Below are 19,450 nucleotides of genomic sequence, written 5' to 3' on the forward strand. Positions count from 1 at the left end.
GTTTATATCTTTTCTGATAAAACACTTAAAAATCCGTTTGTGCCATAACAATTACTTATTGGTTGATAAACCAAATCAAGAGCCTTGTGATATAATTATCTAAATTACACAAGGAGAATCCTCATGAATATTAGTTTTTATCGAGCATTTGTAGATGTCGCAAAATATAAAAGCATCACACGTGCTGCGGAACTTGCGAATATCTCTCAACCCGCATTGAGTCAACAAATCAAAGCAATGGAAACCCACCTTGACTGTACGCTTTTTGAACGAACCCACAAAGGTGTGGCGCTCACGGATGAAGGCGAAGTCGTTTTAAAATATGCAACACGATTGATTTCATGTCACGATAAAATGATTAAAGAAGTTGAAAACCTTAAACATGATAAAAATCACCGCATTAATATCATGGCAACACCAATTGTATATGCTTATGCCCTTCCTTGCACCATCCATAGCATTAAAGAAAATTTTGAATCCTATGATTTAGAAATGAAAGCCGCGTCCAGTATTGAAATTGAAAATCAAATTGTAGAAGGAAAGGCAGACATCGGTTTTATCATTGGAACGCCCCTTGATGAATCCCTTTATTGCCGTCCTTTAATTCAAGATCCATACTACCTGGTCGCAAGTACGGATTTAGATGTTCCAGATACCTTAACGGTCGAAGAACTTTATGAATATCAAGTATTGATGTTGAAGAAGTCCCAGAAGTGCCGTCAGTTACTCAGCCAACAACTTGAGAAATGTCATGTTGATGAATCAAGATTACGCATCCCTTATGAATTGGATACTACTGAATCCATTAAAACATCAACCGTGCGTGGATTCGGCCTGGCATTCTTGCCTTACATGTCTATTAAAAAAGAAGTTTATAATAAACAACTTAAAATTATTAAGCTTGAGGGATTTGAGTTTATGTCAGAGTACCATCTCATCCGTAAAAATATTACAGACGAAAATATGGAAGAACACCTAGAAATTATGCATTATATTGAAGATCAAGTTGATGCGACGAAGTGTTAGAAAAAGCAGATGAATTCTGCTTTTTCTTTTTTAAAACGTTCACCATGATTAATCCACTTCAATTCGATATATATTTGGATTATAGAGGGAATGTTTTTTTTCGAATACTAATTTGATCTTTCAAGAACAGGATAATGCAAGATGTGCCCTTTTATGAATTCTGATTAACTCGGTTCGGTACCAAGTATATTCCAACGCTTTTACTTTTTTTCTTAATGACTGTTCTATTAAAAATAATGTAGTGAATCCTCTATTATGAAATCGTTTCCTTTTTTTCTAAAATACTAGAATTGATTTAAAGAAGAATGTATTCGGGATTTGCGAATCCTTCTTCCAAATGGAACTGAGGGGGATTAAATATGAAGAACATGATTTCAATAATTAGAACGTTATTAGTTTTGTACACTGCATTAATATTTATGTCAATATATCCAATGCTAATTACGGTCCGTAGTGAATCTTTTGATTTGACGAAATGGTTGGATGTAGATCAATATTTTGTTAAACCAATCTATATATCATTAATTCTTGTGTTACTTACATATGTGATTTCTGCTGTATTGATGATACTCGACAAAAAAATCAAAAATCGATTGCCTAATTCCATAAACAACGGCTTTCTTAATTTTCGAAAGATGGGTAGATACGGTTTAGACTAAATTCAAAAAGAGCAACCGCCCCTTAGGTGGTTGCTCTTTTGAATTTAGGGTTATCGATAGGGATCAACATATGTTTCCACATTATACTCATGTTCTGATAACGTTTCCGCAAAATAAACATCATGATGTTTCATATCACCAACAAAATAATAATACTGGTTTCTTTCCGGTTCCATTGCAGCTAAGAGTGCATTTTGAGATGGATTCATAACCGGACCAATAGGAAGTCCCAAATGTTGATATGTATTAAATTTAGAATCAATATCTGTATTCGATTCACATTGTTGCCAGGTTTCATATTCATACAATGCATAACAGACGGTAACACTGGATTGCAAGGGCATTTCCGATTGGAGTCGATTATAAAATACACCGGAGACCCGTTTCATATCATCAAAATTTTCGGTTTCAAAATTAATAATTGAAGCCAGTGTATAGATTTCATGGATCTTGAGTTTTTGAGTCTCAAATAAAGCTTTATGTTCTTGATAGAACGCAAGGGTTTGGTCTAAAAGTCTTCGCGTAACCGCATCGACGGTTGTTTGAGTAAAGAAACGATAGGTTTCAGGGGTAAGATACCCTTCTAAACCAACATTTAACGAGGGGTTTAATACAGCTTCAGTTAAAAACGGATAGTCCTTGCTTAGGGATTTTAAGTACACTGGATCACTCCAAGCCGCTAAAATGTCATCTGCTTTAAGGTTGGTAATGCTACCAATTTTCATCGCAAAATCTTTAGCCCAATCATTGGGAAGGAAGGTAATATCAACTTCTCTTCCGACCTTGTTTTCGGGATTGGTTAATTGTGTTGCAAGTTCGTCATACGTTGATGATCGATCCAAAAAATAATTTCCAGGTTTGATGTTTTGCGCATTAATCTGTTGGATTGCTTTCTTAAAGAATTTTTTTGAGCGAACCACACCTTGCCCTTCAAGACGTTCCGCAATACTCTCTAGCGTGTCATCCGATGTTACCAAAAACACAACAACATCCGAATCTGAAGTCGCGGGTTTTCGCATCGTATCGTGGCTCATTTTAATTCGAGCTCCACCCCTTACAAATACAATAAAAAGCAGCATCATTAATGCTGCGAGATAAACATAACGTTGTTTCTTCTCTAAATCTTTCATAGAACCCCTCAAGATTTTGATTGCACTTCGTTATTGCTTTGCTTCGATCGTAATTTCCCAAACTCCTGGTATTACCTCATTAGGGCTGTAACGAAACCCTTGCGCATCACAATAAACACCCACTGCAGATAAAGTACAATGATGATCAGTAACCAGTAAAACAGATTCTCCAGAACATAAGGCATCATATTCTTTTTGGAGTAAAAGCATAGGGTAAGGACAAATTTCACCAAGACAATCAATCCGTTTCATCACATCATCTCCTTTTTTGTTTATAGTACAAACAGTTCGTCAACTTGTCAACGTAAAACGAAGAATTAGACAAATATACAGGCTGAATGCTTCAAATAATGCGAAAAAAGCACTGCGTTGTCCGACACAGTGCTCATTGGATGATTCAATCAATTGCAAAGAATGGATAAACTCTGCATTGGGAATGATTGAATAGAGGTTGAACATAGAGAGCATCAATACACGACATAAATCAACCGCCGATTTATATGCAAGGGGATGTGATTGATGGTAACGTTCTATGTTCACTATTATTTGAGAAGGTGGTGTTAATCTATTGTAGTGAATCAAACATCCTTCCCTATCAATATTTTACTTGAACACTGTAGGCATAGAAGTAATATGTCATGAAATACATAGTTTATGGCACTGATGCACAAAATTAAATAACACGGTTGAAATCTTGTGTATGATGGTGTCAAGGAGGATTGAAGATGATTTACGACCGTATCAGTAATGCACATTTATACCTTGGGTTATATCCAAAATTGGATGAGGTATTGAAGGATATACAAACAACACTTTCTGAGCCCTCATCAACCTTAATTAAGAATTTCATAAATTTTAAAACGGGCCTTGAAGCTGAGAAGTCTTTTGAATTACACCGTGTTTATTATGATGTTCATGTCGTATTAGAAGGTACTGAATCTTTTAAAATGACACACAAAGATCAACTTATACATCAAACAGACTATGATGAAGAACATGATATATTATTTGGCAATAGCATCGAGCATTGCTTAGAAGGTTATATAAAACCCGGTATGTTTGTTGTTTTCTTTGAACATGAAGCACACAAAGTGGGTTATGATCTTACCGGTAATAATCCCATCTCTAAAATTGTCTATAAAGTTCGCGTTTAACTGCTTCGGCAGTTTTTCTATTTCATAGACTTGAGGTATGAATCTTGTTATTATAGAGGAAATTGGAGGCTTTATGACTACACTTAAACAACGATACCTCTGGATCGATAATCTCAAGGGAATACTTATAATGCTGGTCGTATTCGGACATGGCTTCGAATTTTTACGTCATGATTTTCAAAGTCTTCAGTTCATCTATAATTTGATTTATATGATCCATATGCCTGCTTTTGTCTTTATTGCTGGGTATCTTTCTAAGAATATTGAAAAAGGACGTAATGACGCATTCCGCAATTTTTTTATCCCGTTCTTTATCTTTAATACGCTATGGGCTTTGTTGAAGATGCTACCACTTGGAATGCAAACTTCAGATGCACTTCCAATTTTTAGTTTTCTAACACCGGGTTGGGCCATGTGGTTTCTTCTAGCTATGTTTATTTGGAAGCTACTCTTACCCTCATTGTTGCAAGTCAAGGATATCTTCGCTCTCAGCTTGTTTATTGGCGTTATAGGGGGACTTTTTACAGAGTTTGGTGACTATTTAACCCTGTCCCGTGTTCTTGTCTTCTTGCCCTATTTCCTGGCAGGATATTTCACCTCACACCAAACGGTTGAGGATATACAGTCACAACCGAGACAGTATCCATTCCTTGTCGTTGCATTACTCATGATTGCAGCATACCTATTCACCTTCATACTCAACCTGCCTGCTGAATTTTTATGGGGAGATCGTTCTTATCATGAACTCTTTTCCACGATGGGATACCCTATTCTCTTGTCATTAATTCGCTATAGTCTTGGATTTATGGGAATTTATGTTGTATTAAACCTTGTTCCTGACCGTAAGACACCATTTAATCGTTTTGGGAAAAACTCTTTAAATATCTATATGTTTCATACATATCTTCTTGTCTTAATGGCACCAATTACGTTTAATCTTGATAATCTTTACTTAAGACTAGCACTTGTCTTAAGTTGGTGTGGTATAATTTTATACACTCTGTCAAACAAGCGTATTGTTTCTTATTATGATCGATTCTTATTCTATATTTATAGTCGTCTCTTTAGATCTCAGGAACAATAAAAAAAGAACACCTACATGCTGGAGTTGTCAAACATAAGTAGACATTAATAAAAGACTAGAAACCCTTATCCATTTTATATTGGATAGGGGTTTTGTAATTTAAACAATAAGCAGGTCTTTCAAAATTAAAATAATGTACATATTCTTCGCTAAAACTTTCAAAGTTATCTACGGACCAGTATTGATAATCACACGCCATTTCTGTTTTAATCCATCCATTTAATGATTCGATAATTGGATTATCTGTAGGTGTTCCAGCTCGCGACATAGATCTAATTATGTTATGATTTTCATGCGCTTTAGCGAAAGCTTTAGAGTGGTAGACAGCTCCTTGATCTGTTTGAAGAATCGTGGGAGCTGTTTTTTTTATTATCCTTAAGTAGCGCAAGGAGATCCTCGAGACACTTGTAGTAAGGCTTAGGATCACCAGTTGTACGCGATAATGCAGAACTTATAATTTCATTGTTGAAGGTATCAACCATTAAGGTCCATTCATAATTAATCCCTTTGTTTCGAATATGTGTCATATCTGAAACAATAATTTCTAAAGGTTTGGTTGCCTTCCATTGATTCTTTATAATATTAGGATCAATTCGACTTTGTGTTCCAGATTTTTTATAGGAATAGTGTTTAACTTTTGATTTAATATTTAAAAACTTGCAACACTTGTGGATTAAATTATCTGAAAATTCAATCCCTAAATCACTTTGCTTTCTCATGACTGCAGCGATATCATGGTAACCATAACTTGGAAATCGGCGATGCCAGTCTTTAATCACAAAGCTAAGAATCGCTCTTTTTTGTTCATAAATATTGAGATCATTCTTATGCTTTAACCACTTGTAATAACCAGATCGGTTCAAATTCATAAATCTAAGAATGAACGTAATCGGATGTTTAAAAGATAAGTCATGTGCTATTTGGAATTCTTGTCTTTTAAAGTAACGAACTCCTTGTTTACACCAACTCCTTTCACCTGGTACCCTTTTTTTAATCGTGCAATCTCAATATCTCGTTTTAGAATTTCGAGTTGAAGTCGTTCGATCTCAGTTAATGATTTACTCGTATGAAGCGCAGAAAAATGATTTCCTGTCTTTTTCTTGTTTTTTAAACCCTCTTTACCATCGCGCATGAATCGATCAATCCAACCATTAATCGTTCCTTTAGGTATTCCTGTTTCTTGTGATAGTTTCGCAGCACTTATATGTTCATCAATATGACGTGTAACGACTTTAATACGATCCTCATAAGTCCATTTATTATTTAATCCACCTTTGGGTCTTCCCATCATTAATACCTCCGTTTTATCTCTGATTTTATTATTACACAAAAAAAGTAGACAAGTCTTTTTTACTTGTCTACTTTTAGTTTACTACTCCATACATGCGTAGGTGTTTTATTTAATATTTGGCGCGCCCGACAGAAGTCGAATCCATAACCTCTTGAGCCGTAATCAAGTGCTCTATCCAGTTGAGCTACGGGCGCATCGTGTTTCAACATAATCCCTGTTGATGTTTCCTATTATACGCTAGGTTTTAGGAATATGCAATGCTCAAATATGAAAAATAACAAATAAGCAAATATACAAATTGTACTTGTGCAATTATTGTGATTTTTATGTAGCAAATAGCAAGAAAGTGCTAATAACTGATTTGATGAAATTATGAATTATATTCCATATCAATGTGTTCAATTCCATCTTCAACCACAATCGGTCCAATAGCTTTGAATCCACGTTTTTCATAAAAACTCTTAAGGGATGCAATCGCGTGAATCTGGATTGGTTTGTCTTTGAGCGTTGTCTTAATTGTATCAATTAAAGTTTCGACTAAAACTGAACCCAACGATTGTTTGCGTAGTTCTGGCAAGATTAAAACACGTCCAAAGGTATTAAAACTTCCTGCATCATAGACGCGACCATAGCCCACTAAATCACCATTATCGTCACGAACAAATATATGAAGTGCTACCAAATCAAAATCATCAATCTCTTGATAGGCGCATTCTTGTTCCACCACAAAAACATTGATACGCAACCGGTACATTTCAAACAGTTCTTCTTTGGTTAAATCTTGAAACCATTTTTTCTCAATTTTCATATCTCCCCCACCTCCCTTATTTCATCGTACAGCTCAATCGTGAAATCTAGATTAAATCTCCTTGATGATTTTTGAATTAGCTATGCACTATAACGTAATAGTCCTAAATGTTTACTATAACTATTAACCATAAACATACCCTTTTCAAACAAAACATAATTCTGGAAATTATGGCTACCTTTAATTACAAATTGCACACTAAATACATCTACTAAAAATATTAGACTCGTGGCGTAGTTCGATCATTTAACCAATCAACACTCTCTTGCATCACCACCATACCATTTGGCTCATCGTATAAAACATGATTCATATTGGGATAAATTTTTAATTGTTTATCTTTAGAACGGATTTTATCATAAAAAGTTTCCGAAATATCTTTAGGTACGGTCGGATCATTCTCTCCTTGCGCAATCAATACGGGATATCGATAATACTTAAGTTGAGACAAAATAGTTTCAGCTCCATCAATAAAAACTGTTTTCGCAAATCGAACAGTAAAATAGGAAAGTTTTAGCGGATTTTTGCTTGTAAACGCATAGTCACGTTCAAGCGCCTCTTTTTGGACCGGATTATTCAGCTCTAAAGAATCCCCTGAAAACTTAACAAGAAGATCATCCGCGATCTTATTCATTACTTTCAATGCAAGTTTGTTCGGACCCCGAACTGCACTCACATACCCTACGGCAGGACCTAAAAACACTTGACCACTTAAACTGTTGGGATATTGAACACCATACAAAGCTGAAATTAAACCGCCCATACTAAATCCAAGGGTAAATAAGGGAATATGTATGTTTTCCCGAGTAGCAAGACGAATGATAGTATGAAGGTCCTTCACATAGGTCTCAAACGAATCAATATCACCACGTTCAGATTTAGTCTTACCATGACCTCTCATATCATAACGATAAACCGAATATTGGTGTTCATTAAGTAAACGTGCATAAACATCGTAATCACCCGAATGATTCGTAAATCCATGACACATCACCACCACACCTCGAGGTTTTGGTACACTGTTTTTAATATAAAATAACGAAGCATCCTGACTTACTTTTAAATAATCATACATCCTAATACCTCTCATTCTTTACATTATCATACCACGACTGGGACTAATCATCACCCTCATTGAATCCTTCTAAGAAATGATGTGACATTTCATCATTATAATATGAGATTACTTTGTTTAAATTAACATTCTCAACACTTCTAAAGATATTTGCCTCAATAAAAGGATTAATCTTCTTATATTCTTGAATCCATGATTTAATTTCTTTGCGTTTACTCTTTGTTTCATGATCTAGGCTATGCTCAGTAAAGCGACAGGCACATTGAAGAAAGGTAAGACCAGTATAATTAACCCATCGTACAATTGAAGCCTCACGAACCAAATAGAGTGGTCTAATCAACTCAATACTTGGATGACTTGTAGACTTCAACCGTGGCATCATCGTTCCGACCTGACCGCCATAAAACATATTCATCACAATCGTTTCGATCACATCATCATAATGATGCCCTAATGCAATTTTATTACAACCTAAAGACTCAGCAAATTCATACAAATATCCACGTCGCATCCGCGCACACAGATAACAAGGATTCTTTTCAATTTTATCAACATAATCAAAAATGGTTGCATCAAAAATCGTGATATCCAAACCGAGCACATCCGCATTTTTCTGAATTTGGTCGCAATTAGATTGGGTATACCCTGGATCCATCACCAAATATTTAACTGTAAATGGAATCTTGGAGTACTTGACAAGAATACTAAAACATAACGCCATGAGCATGCTGTCTTTCCCACCTGAAATACAGACGCCGACACAATCCCCTTCTTGAATTAAATTATAGGTTGAAACCCCCTTCATAAAAGGGGTCCAAATTTCTTTACGATACGTTTTTAAAATCGTGTTTTGATGCGTCATATACGCTACTCCTTTAGCTTCTAATCAAATCCTAACATAAAATCAAAACTTCACGCAATAAAAAACCAAGCGGTCGCTATGCACCGACCCTTGGTTATTACGATGTCTTACGTTGCTTCTCCACATTGGCACGCAACTGTCCACATGCGGCGTCAATTTCACTTCCCTTTTCACGTCGGATGGTACATTGAATACCATTACGTTTAAGGTAATCATAAAACTTCGCAGCTTGTTCCGGTTTCGTTTGACGGAATGGATTCTCATCCACCTCATTATAAGGGATGAGGTTTACATATGCATTCATACCTCGGATTCGCTGTACTAATTCCTTGGCATGTTCTAACTGATCATTAACGTTATCAATTAGAATATACTCAAACGTCAAACGGCGATTGCTTTGATCTTGATAATATTTTAAAGCTGAAAACAACTTCTCAAGATTAAACATTTTATTAACCGGCATAATTTCCGAACGGAGTGCATCATTAGGTGCATGAAGTGAAATCGCAAGGTTTACCTGCGTTTTCTCATCTGCGAATTTTCGAATCACTGGAGCAACACCAGAAGTTGAAACCGTAATGTGTCGTGCACCAATCCCCAAACCATGATCATGATTCACGATACGAATGAAACGCATGATGTTATCATAATTATCAAACGGTTCCCCAATACCCATGACAACAATATGACTTACACGTTTATCCTGCTCATCCAAATGACGTTGGACAAACATAATTTGGTTGACAACCTCAGCTGTAGTGAGATTACGTTTTTTCTTTAAAAGACCGGATGCACAGAACTTACAGCCCATTGCGCAGCCCACCTGAGATGTTACACAGACACTATATCCATAGTCATGTTTCATCATAACTGTCTCAATAAGGGCGCCATCGTGGCACTCAAGCAAAAATTTAGTCGTTTCATCCGAAGCGACTTGTTTCATTACAACATTTAATGTATCCAAAACAAAATCTTCTTTTAACTTTTCGCGTAAAGTGATGCTTAAATCACTCATCTCATCAAATGAGCTAACACGTTTTTGATAGAGCCATTGAAAAAGTTGTTTCGCGCGAAAACGTTTCTCTCCATAAGACTCAAAAAGATCGCCCATTTCATTTAAATCATATTCATATATTGATTTCATATTTATCACCGTATCAAGTCTAGCACGGGTACCTTGAACTTCATAGTTCCATATTGCATAATTTAAACTTTTTTTCACAAATTAGTTCAATCCAGAATCATATGAGACAATCTTGTGAGAATTGTGAGAGTTCTTAGCAAAATCACAAATAAAAAAACTTCCGATTTAAAATTTCTATCCGGAAGTTTCTGTTTAACTTTACCTAATCAACTCAGGAATGATTTTCTGCCAATTGTTTTATTAGTAAAGAGTATAGACTTGTTAAACCTTATCCAAAACTCGTGACAATAATCTCCCTAGGAACAATGAAATTGGTACGAAGAACAGTGAAAACAAAAAGATTTGTGGTGGTGTCGATACAGGAACCTTTATTATATTCAAAAGTACATTTCTCAAAATAATATGAGTTACGTAGACTTCCAATGTTATTGCTCCTATTTTACCTAGAAAACTATAAGTTCTACTTTCTGTTAAATATTGAATAATGATTACAAATAGTATCATAAATGAAAAACCTTGTATACCAAGCTCATATCTTCGAATTAACGGCATGTAATAATTAGTGAATGGTATTTTTGAAAACAAAAAATTCATACGGCCGTAAAGAATTATGACCAATAATGCTCCAAAAATTACCTTCTCTGATATTTGTTGATTTTCGTATACTAAATCACCTAAAGAAGCACCGATAAAAAATATTGGGATTCGAGATAACAGAATTTCATAATATTTGTAACCATCCATATTAACAGTCATAAAGATTATCACCAAGCCTGTATATAGGGCTATTCCCAGATAGATATAGCTCTTTTTATTCTTTTGAATTAATCTATACAGTATTGGGTAAACCAAATAACAAATTGCAATAACAAGAAGAAACCAAAATGAGTTAACATTTTTATTAATGAACAATAATTGCTTGATTAGTTCTTCAATACTATAATTATTTGTTGCTTTCATCAAAATAAAAAAAGGTATACAGACTAGTATATAAATTTTAATCAACCGATTGAATCTTTTCTTATAGAAACTTTTTGTAGATTGTTGCGGATGTTTTTTCATCGAATAATAGAGTGAAATTCCAGAGAGAAAAAGAAATATGTCAACCCCCATATTTCCTCGTTTAATGAAATTGACTGCAACCCAATTATATGTAATATATTTGCTGAAAGATTCCCAAATATGAAATAGAACAATCCAAATAATTGTAAATCCATAGATTTGACTTCTATATTGACTAAGTGTCCCCCAGGTCAATATTTTCTTATCATTATTCATCGTTTCCCTCAGTTTTTATTGTTTCACTTATGGATAACAATAGACGCGAATACGCTTCCTTAACATCAACTTTAGGATTCCAACCAAGTTTTTTAATCTTTTCATTATTTAAGATCATTTTATTTACTGGAGCGAACATTTGGGTCTCATCAATATCATAAATGACTTCATTTTCATTTCCATGTGTCTTAATTAACCATTCTGCAATATCTTTTATGGTCATTTCATAAGATTCTCCTGATGCATTATATGTTTCCCCTCTTTCTCCATCGATTAAAAGAATAAGTATTGCTTTTATCGCATCACTTAAATAGCAAAAATTAATTATCGTCTGCCCAGTACTTTTTAAAACAATATTTTCTCCATTTAGAACACAATCGCAAAAGTACTTAAAAACACGATTCTCATTTTCAGTAATTCCAGCACCAAATGTTTGAGCAAGTCTTAATGATGTTACATTTGTACTATACTCTTGGCTATATGAGTAAGCTAAAAGCTCAGTAAGTCTTTTCGCTTCCGGATAAGAACTTCGAAGCGAGTTTAGCGGAATTATACCCAAATGGTCTTCAGAAACACTGTCACTTTCAATCGTTCCATAACTTTCCATCGAAGAAACATTTACCATGCTTTTCACAGATGATTTGCTTGCATATTTTAAAACATTCATTGTACCTAAAACGATTGATTCAATAGTTTCAACTGGATTGTTAACAAAAAAAGAAGATTTAGTAGGTGCTGCAGTATGTACAATATAATCAACATTGAGATTAGTAAAATCTGCATTTTCTACAGAAGATTCAATATATAGAATTTCATCCGAGTTTTTGTATTTTTGTAATTGTCGTCTTGATCGTTCAATATCACGAACCAATAAATAAATAGTTATATTAGATCCGTATAATTCGTTTCTTAATAAGAGCATTTTGGTCATCATACTTCCAATAAGACCTGTCCCTCCAGTAATTAGAAATGTACTATTTTCCAATTGATTCCATTTTATTCCTTCTGAGTCTATTATTTCCATTAAATCTGAATATTCTACATTTTTCATAATGTCTCCCCTATCCTCTATGAATTTCACAAATTTTAAAATCGGTTTTGTGAGTAAGCACCCACTATAAATGCGGGTTAATTACTTATCCTAATGTATTTATTATATCTAAGTGTTAATGTCCAATCAACTAAATATAAAAGCTTTACAGATTCTCAAGTCATGTTCACAAATAACGATAAAAAAACCAACATATTCTATACGAATATGTTGGTTTTTAAATTTACGTTTAAACTAGTTCATTTTTTGATTCGCCTTTTTCGATAAATTCTTGAAGGTTTTCATATGAATATTCAACCATATTACTTACAGCTTCATCCGTATATGAACCAACATGTGGTGTTACAAGAACGCGCGGATAAAGATTATTTAAGCGTGTTTGTAATTCATCGAATGCTTCTCCAGACAAATCTTTGTTGAAGTATTTTGTTTCATTCGCAAGAACGTCCGCTGCAAAGCCTTGGATTTTACCAGATTCAACTGTGTCAAGAATGTCATTAATGTTTTGAAGTTCTCCACGTGAAGTATTCACAACAATAACGCCATCTTTCATTTGTGCAATTTTCTCTGCATTCAAGAATTCATCATTTGAACCTTTGAAGTAAGGCATGTGCATTGAGATAATGTCTGACTCTTTTAAAAGTGTTTCAAGATCTACTTGAGTACATATATCACCAAGGTAGTCCTTTTCAACAACATCGTATCCAATAACATTCGCACCAACACCTTTGAAGATTGTAGCTGCGGTAAATCCGATTTTACCTAAACCAATAATCCCAACTGTCGATTTACGAATTTCTTTACTGAACATAAAATCATCAATTTTAAAGTTTCCTTTATGAGTGTTATTCGCTGTGTATTGAGTATGACGTGCAAGTGTTAATGAAAGTGTTAATGCTAATTCAGCAATTGCATTTGGTGAGTAGAAAGGTACATAAGCAACTTTCAAGCCAAATTCTTTAGCAGCTTCTAAGTCAATATGGTTATATCCTACTGTACGTGTTAAGACATACTTAACGCCATAATTTTTATAAATTTCTAAATTTTGGCGATTTCCTGGGCAATTCCCACGAAGCATTACGGCTTCACAACCTTCTGCCATATGAACTGTTTCGTCATTGAGCATTTTTTCTGTTAAAACTAAGTCGAAATTAAATTTTTCATTTAATTCTACAAAGAATTCTTTTTCTACTGGTCGAACACCGTAGCATAATAGTTTCATTTTAAATCTCCTTTATTTGATTCTTAGATAATTCCTACGCCATGTAATGCTGTAAGAATTACTAACCATAGAATGATTGCAACAATCGATAATACTGTAGCAACAAGTGATGCATTTGACGAGAATAATGCTTCTTTATCAAAGTTAATTGCATAACTTACTGCAACGGTTGCAGGTGGAGTTGCCAACATGATGATAACGCCAGTAATCGCAACGTAGTCTAATGGTAAGAATCCGATTTTTTTGTAAAAGATCATGATAAGTAGCATAATTGCTGGAACTACAACCAGTTTTCCGAATGAGTAGATCCATACATTCACATCTTTAGTTGCATCTTTAAGTGAGATTTTTGCTAATGTCATACCAATTGCTAACCATGCAAGTGGTGATGATAGTGATGCTAAGTAACCAACAGCTTTCATGAACCATGGAAGTGTAACATCTAAACGTAAGAATGCAACTGTCTTAGCCGTTTCACCAGCACCTACTGTTACTTGTGGTAATCTTGCTTGGAACATCCAGATTAAGAATCCTAAGAATGTCGCAATAATGATTGGATTAAGAATAATTTGTTTTAAATTTTTCTTCTCAAATTTTAAACCTGAGAATAAGATGTAGCCATATGAGTATAGGAATACACGGTATGCTACATTAAATAAGTTTGCGTAAAGTGCTCCTTCATTTCCTAAGAAAGCAGAAATGATAGGAATACCGAAGAATGTTGTGGAACCAAAAATTGTAAGCCCACGCATTGCATCGAGTTTATCACCTTTATATTTTGCTGTATAAGCTAATGTGATAAGAATTAAAAGTACATATGCCACAAAACCAAAGATGAATGAGTTTAAGCCAACAGTAAATGTTTCTGGTTTAATATCAGTCATAAATGCTTTGAATGCTAATGCTGGTAACGCAACATTAAGCAATACAGCAGTTAATGCTTTTGATGCATCATCTGTAACTTTGTTTGTTTTCTTTAGGTAGTAACCTAAAAGGATAATTGATATTGTTGAGAATATCGCACCTAGAAATGCCTGATCAGACAGGACTTGTTTTATAATATCCATTAATTTCTCCTCCGTTAATTGATATTTCAAAAAGCACATTTGCTTCCCCAGCGCTTCTTGGTATAAACATAATACTCCCATAACGTAGACTTATGGTGCGATAACGAAAAGTATTATAAACTTTTTGAGTCAATTATCACATATTTAAACCATATTTGCTAAACTATGTGAATTATCGTCGGTTTTTTAACAAATTAACCGTGGATTTAACAAATATAAGACAATATTAATCAAATATAATCAGACTCATAAACCCAAAATCAATATGAAAGATATCTTTTTAATAGCCTTAATCTACTATTCATCAAAAATCGACATAAATTTTAGTTATGTCGAACATTTCATATCAAATGACAAAACATCCCCCATTTCTTAAGGGATGTTTTGTTATTTTTAAGATAAGACCTGTCCTTCTTCTCTTTTCTTATTCAAATTGTATAGTGCTTCAAAAATAAAATAATCTTCATAGTTTGTGATTTTGATATTTGAACTATTTCCTAAAACAAATGACATTGCATGATTATATTTATACATCATGCTGCATGAATCAATATTATTTGTAATACCCAGATCCATTTCTTTGAGATGTGTATTATAGATATCTTTCATAAAAAATGTCTGAGGTGCTCTTGCGTAAAATAAATCTTCTCTCTTTAAGACTTCCATAATTTTGATTTTATCTTCACTCTTAAATACAGTTTCGGTGGCTGGGGCAACTGTAACTGCCGCTCCGTGAGTTCTTGTAGTAACTATATTCTCTAGTATGAGATTTTCTGTTATTATAGGGCGTACTCCATCATGAATTAACACGACAGTATTTTCGCAAGTTCTATCATCTTTATATACAACATCAAGTCCGTTAAATATTGATAGCTGTCCAGTCTCCCCTCCCTCAACAATCCACTTTACTTTATCTAGAGAGTATTCAGCGACAAGTTCATTCATGTAATCTATATATTCTGCAAGGATAGTAACTACAATCCCATCAATCGCAGAGCAGTTATTGAATTTTTCTAATGTATGAACAATTATTGGTTTATCATCAATATTAAGAAACTGTTTAGGTTTTTCAGTATTTCCCATTCTACTACCGGTTCCACCAGCAAATATAAGTGCTATATTCTTCATTATTTCCTCCTATGTTATTTATATAATTTATAAACGTAATAATGACTAATCTTTATGGATACACAAAAATTTACTCTCGAATTCAAATGTCTCACTTTTTAATTTAGTGTGACTATAAACGTACAAGTAAAATGAAATGTAGTAAAGTAACCAAAATACAATTTTGTAATTGATTGGATCCACCATGGAAGTTATCAAAATAAAAGTTTGCATAACAAAGGATATAGAATTTGAAATCAATACATAAGGACACTCTTCGTTATTATTTTCATTCCAAAGTGTGAATGTATCTTTCATTGTATTCCAATAAATATATATAAAAGGTGTTACCACTAAGAATAATCCAGTAATCCCTGTCTCAGCAAGTAACTGCAAAACACTATTGTGGACATCCATTCCTTTTCCTTCGGCAGATAGATGTATTGCTGAAGAAATAATCGTAAACTTACCATGACCAATACCGAAAATAGGATTTTGCAGAAATAGTTCCCAAGCTTTCTGATAAAGCTGCACACGCCCGGAAGAAACACCGCCAGCAACTTGCGATCCGTGCAGGATAGCATTTAGTGTCATAGTATATCGATGTAAAAACTTTAATTTACTTAAAAACGGCAGAAAAATCACAATCGCAATGCTGAAAACGATAATTCCAAGAACGAGCCACTTCAGCCTAGAAATTCTTGTTTCTCTATCGCCTTTGATAATATAAAATAATGCAAACGAAATTAATAACGCCCCCAATTCTCCTCTGCGACCTGAAAGAAGAATTACTATTGAATATAATCCAGTCAAACCAGCGTAAATATACTTTTCTTTCTTGGTAGGATTCATAAAAAGAAACAAGGATACCGTACTCAATAACCCAAATATAACCACATATAATGTAAATGATATCCCACCTAGAGACATACTATATCCGGAAAAAAAGTACTTTTTCGCATAAATTTGAGCGGTATGGGAAAGCATTGGAAAAACAAAATCCCAAAACTGCTTCTTAAATATTTGAAAAAAGATAACTATTATACTAAAGACTGTTGACGAGAATATAAATACTTTTAACGATTTCCTTACATCATCTTTTGATTGAGTTGTTGTGACAAGAAATCCAGTTGTAATGAGCATTAAAATAATATAAGCAATATTCTGTTTATCTTTTAAAGAATCAGGTCTAATGAAGATAATTAAGGTAACTAATGATAATAAAATATAGGGCACTTTTATATTAAGGAAAGATATCTTCCTATTTTCTTTGAGATGATATATTAAAAATACAACAAGTAACAATGTCAAGAAAATTTGTCCATAAATCATTCTTACACCAAAATCTCTATAAACAAAAAAAGTAACAAAATAAACTGAAATGATTGTAAGGGGATAATCCTTGAGTTTTCCTACAAAATCTTTGAATCCTAAAACTAAATTATTCATGAAAATCCTCTCTTATCGTTTTTCTTAATATATACTCACCAATTGCATTTGTTGCTTTTCCAGATTCAAAGGACTGTAAATTCTCATGGTGTGAAACCAATTTCTGCTGGTACTCATCATCGTCAAAATTAGATATATTTTGAATTAATTTATCAAATGTGAGTGCTAATGGGTATGGCCAGGAATACGGATCTGTATAAAATTCTCTCTCTTTTTCTTGATACTCTTCAATATCTGACGAGAGGAGAAAAACTGGTTTAAAAGAAAGCGAGAAATCCCACATACATGACGAAAAGTCTGTAATAAGAACATCAGTTGCCAAGAGTAATTCTTGCATATCTGGATAATTAGACACGTCAATGATTCTCGAATCATTAACCTTAGATGTCTCATAATAGTGACTTCGATATAGAATAACCCATGTCCCTTTCATTTTTGCTTCAAGTGCATCTAGAAGCATGTCAAAATCAAAACGCTCGAGTGCAAAATCAGTTACATTTCTAAATGTAGGTGCTATTAATACCACCTTTTTATTTCCTATATTGAGGTTGTTTCTGACCTGTTGAGCTAGCGATTCATTTCTGTTGACTAAGATATCATTTCTTGGCATTCCCTTTTCCATTATTTCTCCGAAATAATCAAAGGATTCACGTATTGTTTGAATAGAGAATGCTTTGCTACTTGATAAATATAAATCAACCCTACGGTTTTTATCTCGAACATTTTTGGTATTGAAAGAATTTCCATCTTTTCGAGATGTCCCAACCTTTTTATAAGAACCTCCACCATGCCAAGTGTTTATTACAGTCTGACCATTTCTTTTCGGTATTATTGACCAACTCTCGGAGTTTTCAACTACAATACTTGCAGTTAAAACGTAATAAATGTACTTCAAACTCTTATATCTAACTTTTTTAATAGGGGCATCAAAATGAAACTTTTCAGTGCTCTCAAATGCCCATATTAAATCTAATTTATTAGAATAATCCTCTAAATATTCATAAATATACTTTGGGTTACATCCATATTGCTTACCATTGTAGGCATTGAAAATAATCCTGTTTTTTTGAATTGGAAAAACAAAAAAAATCTTTAAAGCATTACGAATGAGAACAATTAAATAATATTTCAAACAATCATCTCCTTTCTTTAATCTTTAATACAGTAATATTTATTTTTAAACTTGTGATATGGCTCTTCAGTATTAATATATTCAACATTATGTTTCGCAATTCTTTCTTGCACTGGTGGCAACGCCATGTAATCACCAAAGATTAAAGTCAAGTATCGATCATATCCCTTAATCACAGGTAAGCTAAGGTGTTCAAACGGAACTCTAACCACAGACTCAAAATCATCCTTAGGATGTAATGTTGTCATTCCTCGGATACTACCAATTAATTCAGTAACTTCATCCGAGTCTTCCCACCGATACTGAGTCATTCGTCTTTCAGCACGTTTCCAAATATTGTAGCGAGTCTTTTTCCAAGGAACTACTGCATAGATAAAAGCCGACACTTTTCGAATAACATTTCCTTTGTTATCAGGAAGTCTCTGAGTATTAAACAAAGCAAATATAAAAGCATTATAAAGTTGAAGCACTCTTTTTACTTTACTTTTTGGTGCTCCATCTATCGGCATTATTTCAATACCAATAGAATGAATAACATCATCATTAATACTATGTTTATTTATAAATGTTGTTTGCGTATCTTTTATCCCAATTCCAGCATCATGATAATTAGATTTTAAATCTGATCTTACAAGTACATACTGTGAATTAGTAGACTCTTGATTCCATATTTTTGATAATTTTTCATAATCATCTCGTGGCATCATAAGATCTACATCATCATCCCACGGAATAAAGCCATGATGACGAATCGCACCAATCAGTGTTCCACCCAATAAAGAATACTGTAAATTATGGTCAGTACAAAACGCATCAAAATATTCCAAAATTTCTAAATTCTTTTGTTGTAGTGCCTTCAATTCTTCTTCTTTAACATCGAGTAAATCAAAAATTTCCACAAACTTCAACCT

21 protein-coding genes and 1 tRNA gene are annotated in these 19,450 nt (G+C 33.7%); 3 read left to right on the forward strand and 19 right to left on the reverse strand.

What is annotated here, in order from left to right; genetic code table 11:
• The first annotated feature begins 123 nt into the window (after positions 1-123).
• Positions 124-1,026 carry a LysR family transcriptional regulator gene (locus AAG186_RS07375; protein WP_003774705.1) on the forward strand — a complete coding sequence of 301 codons (903 nt, stop codon included), beginning with the start codon at positions 124-126 and terminating at the stop codon, positions 1,024-1,026.
• A 709-nt stretch (positions 1,027-1,735) separates the two neighbouring features.
• On the opposite strand, the gene mltG is transcribed toward AAG186_RS07375, so the two are convergent.
• Genes mltG through AAG186_RS07390 form a run of 3 tightly spaced genes read right to left on the reverse strand, consistent with a single transcriptional unit; the run spans position 1,736 to position 3,355 of the window.
• Complete coding sequence (gene mltG / locus AAG186_RS07380; RefSeq protein WP_342621532.1) at positions 1,736-2,815, reverse strand: endolytic transglycosylase MltG; 1,080 nt, start codon at positions 2,813-2,815, stop codon at positions 1,736-1,738.
• 30 nt (positions 2,816-2,845) lie between these two features.
• Positions 2,846-3,067, reverse strand: coding sequence for a sulfurtransferase TusA family protein (locus AAG186_RS07385; RefSeq protein ID WP_275142699.1), 222 nt, complete (start codon positions 3,065-3,067; stop codon positions 2,846-2,848).
• A 39-nt stretch (positions 3,068-3,106) separates the two neighbouring features.
• Complete coding sequence (locus tag AAG186_RS07390) at positions 3,107-3,355, reverse strand: hypothetical protein (protein ID WP_342621533.1); 249 nt, start codon at positions 3,353-3,355, stop codon at positions 3,107-3,109.
• 185 nt (positions 3,356-3,540) lie between these two features.
• Here AAG186_RS07390 and AAG186_RS07395 point away from each other — a divergent pair, with 185 nt between their 5' ends.
• Both AAG186_RS07395 and AAG186_RS07400 read left to right on the forward strand, forming a co-directional pair.
• The gene (locus AAG186_RS07395; RefSeq protein ID WP_342621534.1) at positions 3,541-3,969 is read left to right on the forward strand and encodes a YhcH/YjgK/YiaL family protein; all 429 of its coding nucleotides are present in this window, start codon (positions 3,541-3,543) and stop codon (positions 3,967-3,969) included.
• 73 nt (positions 3,970-4,042) lie between these two features.
• Positions 4,043-5,053 carry an acyltransferase family protein gene (locus tag AAG186_RS07400; protein ID WP_342621536.1) on the forward strand — a complete coding sequence of 337 codons (1,011 nt, stop codon included), beginning with the start codon at positions 4,043-4,045 and terminating at the stop codon, positions 5,051-5,053.
• 55 nt (positions 5,054-5,108) lie between these two features.
• On the opposite strand, the gene AAG186_RS07405 is transcribed toward AAG186_RS07400, so the two are convergent.
• From AAG186_RS07405 to AAG186_RS07480, 16 genes are all read right to left on the reverse strand, one after another.
• Positions 5,109-5,321: an integrase core domain-containing protein gene (locus AAG186_RS07405; protein ID WP_342621529.1), complete on the reverse strand. Its 213-nt coding sequence runs from the start codon at positions 5,319-5,321 to the stop codon at positions 5,109-5,111.
• A gap of 43 nt (positions 5,322-5,364) precedes the next feature.
• Complete coding sequence (locus AAG186_RS07410; protein ID WP_342621528.1) at positions 5,365-5,922, reverse strand: hypothetical protein; 558 nt, start codon at positions 5,920-5,922, stop codon at positions 5,365-5,367.
• A gap of 47 nt (positions 5,923-5,969) precedes the next feature.
• Positions 5,970-6,344: a helix-turn-helix domain-containing protein gene (locus AAG186_RS07415; RefSeq protein WP_181950053.1), complete on the reverse strand. Its 375-nt coding sequence runs from the start codon at positions 6,342-6,344 to the stop codon at positions 5,970-5,972.
• Between the two features lie 117 nt (positions 6,345-6,461).
• A tRNA-Arg gene (locus AAG186_RS07420) sits at positions 6,462-6,538 on the reverse strand.
• A gap of 176 nt (positions 6,539-6,714) precedes the next feature.
• Positions 6,715-7,152 (reverse strand): GNAT family N-acetyltransferase, encoded by a 438-nt coding sequence (locus AAG186_RS07425; protein WP_342621537.1) that lies wholly within the window; start codon positions 7,150-7,152, stop codon positions 6,715-6,717.
• Between the two features lie 220 nt (positions 7,153-7,372).
• A complete protein-coding gene (locus tag AAG186_RS07430; protein WP_342621538.1) occupies positions 7,373-8,227 on the reverse strand; it encodes a lysophospholipase in 855 nt (284 codons plus the stop codon).
• 43 nt (positions 8,228-8,270) lie between these two features.
• Positions 8,271-9,089 carry an ATP-binding protein gene (locus AAG186_RS07435; protein ID WP_342621539.1) on the reverse strand — a complete coding sequence of 273 codons (819 nt, stop codon included), beginning with the start codon at positions 9,087-9,089 and terminating at the stop codon, positions 8,271-8,273.
• Positions 9,090-9,186: 97 nt separating this feature from the next.
• Entirely contained in the window at positions 9,187-10,233 is a 1,047-nt protein-coding gene (gene rlmN / locus AAG186_RS07440; RefSeq protein ID WP_342621540.1) for a 23S rRNA (adenine(2503)-C(2))-methyltransferase RlmN, read from the reverse strand.
• A 261-nt stretch (positions 10,234-10,494) separates the two neighbouring features.
• Positions 10,495-11,511 carry an acyltransferase gene (locus AAG186_RS07445; RefSeq protein ID WP_342621541.1) on the reverse strand — a complete coding sequence of 339 codons (1,017 nt, stop codon included), beginning with the start codon at positions 11,509-11,511 and terminating at the stop codon, positions 10,495-10,497.
• Positions 11,504-12,562, reverse strand: coding sequence for an NAD(P)-dependent oxidoreductase (locus AAG186_RS07450; protein ID WP_342621542.1), 1,059 nt, complete (start codon positions 12,560-12,562; stop codon positions 11,504-11,506). Before AAG186_RS07450 ends, AAG186_RS07445 begins: the two co-directional genes overlap by 8 nt.
• A gap of 229 nt (positions 12,563-12,791) precedes the next feature.
• A complete protein-coding gene (locus AAG186_RS07455) occupies positions 12,792-13,784 on the reverse strand; it encodes a 2-hydroxyacid dehydrogenase (protein WP_342621543.1) in 993 nt (330 codons plus the stop codon).
• 23 nt (positions 13,785-13,807) lie between these two features.
• Complete coding sequence (locus AAG186_RS07460) at positions 13,808-14,851, reverse strand: AEC family transporter (protein ID WP_342621544.1); 1,044 nt, start codon at positions 14,849-14,851, stop codon at positions 13,808-13,810.
• Positions 14,852-15,244: 393 nt separating this feature from the next.
• Positions 15,245-15,979, reverse strand: a complete 735-nt coding sequence (locus AAG186_RS07465) for an IspD/TarI family cytidylyltransferase (protein ID WP_342621545.1) — start codon at positions 15,977-15,979, stop codon at positions 15,245-15,247.
• 45 nt (positions 15,980-16,024) lie between these two features.
• Positions 16,025-17,407 carry an O-antigen ligase family protein gene (locus AAG186_RS07470; protein WP_342621546.1) on the reverse strand — a complete coding sequence of 461 codons (1,383 nt, stop codon included), beginning with the start codon at positions 17,405-17,407 and terminating at the stop codon, positions 16,025-16,027.
• Positions 17,400-18,539, reverse strand: coding sequence for a CDP-glycerol glycerophosphotransferase family protein (locus AAG186_RS07475; protein WP_342621547.1), 1,140 nt, complete (start codon positions 18,537-18,539; stop codon positions 17,400-17,402). Before AAG186_RS07475 ends, AAG186_RS07470 begins: the two co-directional genes overlap by 8 nt.
• A 17-nt stretch (positions 18,540-18,556) precedes the next feature.
• Complete coding sequence (locus tag AAG186_RS07480; RefSeq protein WP_342621548.1) at positions 18,557-19,438, reverse strand: LicD family protein; 882 nt, start codon at positions 19,436-19,438, stop codon at positions 18,557-18,559.
• Positions 19,439-19,450 lie beyond the last annotated feature (12 nt).

Origin of the sequence: Erysipelothrix sp. P66 (genome assembly GCF_038682365.1) — a bacterium.
In the GTDB taxonomy this organism is placed as follows: Bacteria; Bacillota_I; Bacilli_A; order Erysipelotrichales; family Erysipelotrichaceae; genus Erysipelothrix; species Erysipelothrix piscisicarius.

Excerpts from the sequence above, each read along its gene's own strand:
- mltG (WP_342621532.1), bottom strand. The coding sequence starts at position 2,815 with ATGAAAGATTTAGAGAAGAAACAACGTTATGTTTATCTCGCAGCATTA.
- rlmN (WP_342621540.1), bottom strand. The coding sequence starts at position 10,233 with ATGAAATCAATATATGAATATGATTTAAATGAAATGGGCGATCTTTTT.
- AAG186_RS07400 (WP_342621536.1), top strand. The coding sequence starts at position 4,043 with ATGACTACACTTAAACAACGATACCTCTGGATCGATAATCTCAAGGGA.
- AAG186_RS07465 (WP_342621545.1), bottom strand. The coding sequence starts at position 15,979 with ATGAAGAATATAGCACTTATATTTGCTGGTGGAACCGGTAGTAGAATG.
- AAG186_RS07425 (WP_342621537.1), bottom strand. The coding sequence starts at position 7,152 with ATGAAAATTGAGAAAAAATGGTTTCAAGATTTAACCAAAGAAGAACTG.
- AAG186_RS07455 (WP_342621543.1), bottom strand. The coding sequence starts at position 13,784 with ATGAAACTATTATGCTACGGTGTTCGACCAGTAGAAAAAGAATTCTTT.
- AAG186_RS07435 (WP_342621539.1), bottom strand. The coding sequence starts at position 9,089 with ATGACGCATCAAAACACGATTTTAAAAACGTATCGTAAAGAAATTTGG.
- AAG186_RS07385 (WP_275142699.1), bottom strand. The coding sequence starts at position 3,067 with ATGAAACGGATTGATTGTCTTGGTGAAATTTGTCCTTACCCTATGCTT.
- AAG186_RS07395 (WP_342621534.1), top strand. The coding sequence starts at position 3,541 with ATGATTTACGACCGTATCAGTAATGCACATTTATACCTTGGGTTATAT.
- AAG186_RS07430 (WP_342621538.1), bottom strand. The coding sequence starts at position 8,227 with ATGTATGATTATTTAAAAGTAAGTCAGGATGCTTCGTTATTTTATATT.
- AAG186_RS07460 (WP_342621544.1), bottom strand. The coding sequence starts at position 14,851 with ATGGATATTATAAAACAAGTCCTGTCTGATCAGGCATTTCTAGGTGCG.
- AAG186_RS07470 (WP_342621546.1), bottom strand. The coding sequence starts at position 17,407 with ATGAATAATTTAGTTTTAGGATTCAAAGATTTTGTAGGAAAACTCAAG.
- AAG186_RS07450 (WP_342621542.1), bottom strand. The coding sequence starts at position 12,562 with ATGAAAAATGTAGAATATTCAGATTTAATGGAAATAATAGACTCAGAA.
- AAG186_RS07405 (WP_342621529.1), bottom strand. The coding sequence starts at position 5,321 with ATGTCGCGAGCTGGAACACCTACAGATAATCCAATTATCGAATCATTA.
- AAG186_RS07415 (WP_181950053.1), bottom strand. The coding sequence starts at position 6,344 with ATGATGGGAAGACCCAAAGGTGGATTAAATAATAAATGGACTTATGAG.
- AAG186_RS07375 (WP_003774705.1), top strand. The coding sequence starts at position 124 with ATGAATATTAGTTTTTATCGAGCATTTGTAGATGTCGCAAAATATAAA.
- AAG186_RS07410 (WP_342621528.1), bottom strand. The coding sequence starts at position 5,922 with ATGAATTTGAACCGATCTGGTTATTACAAGTGGTTAAAGCATAAGAAT.
- AAG186_RS07445 (WP_342621541.1), bottom strand. The coding sequence starts at position 11,511 with ATGAATAATGATAAGAAAATATTGACCTGGGGGACACTTAGTCAATAT.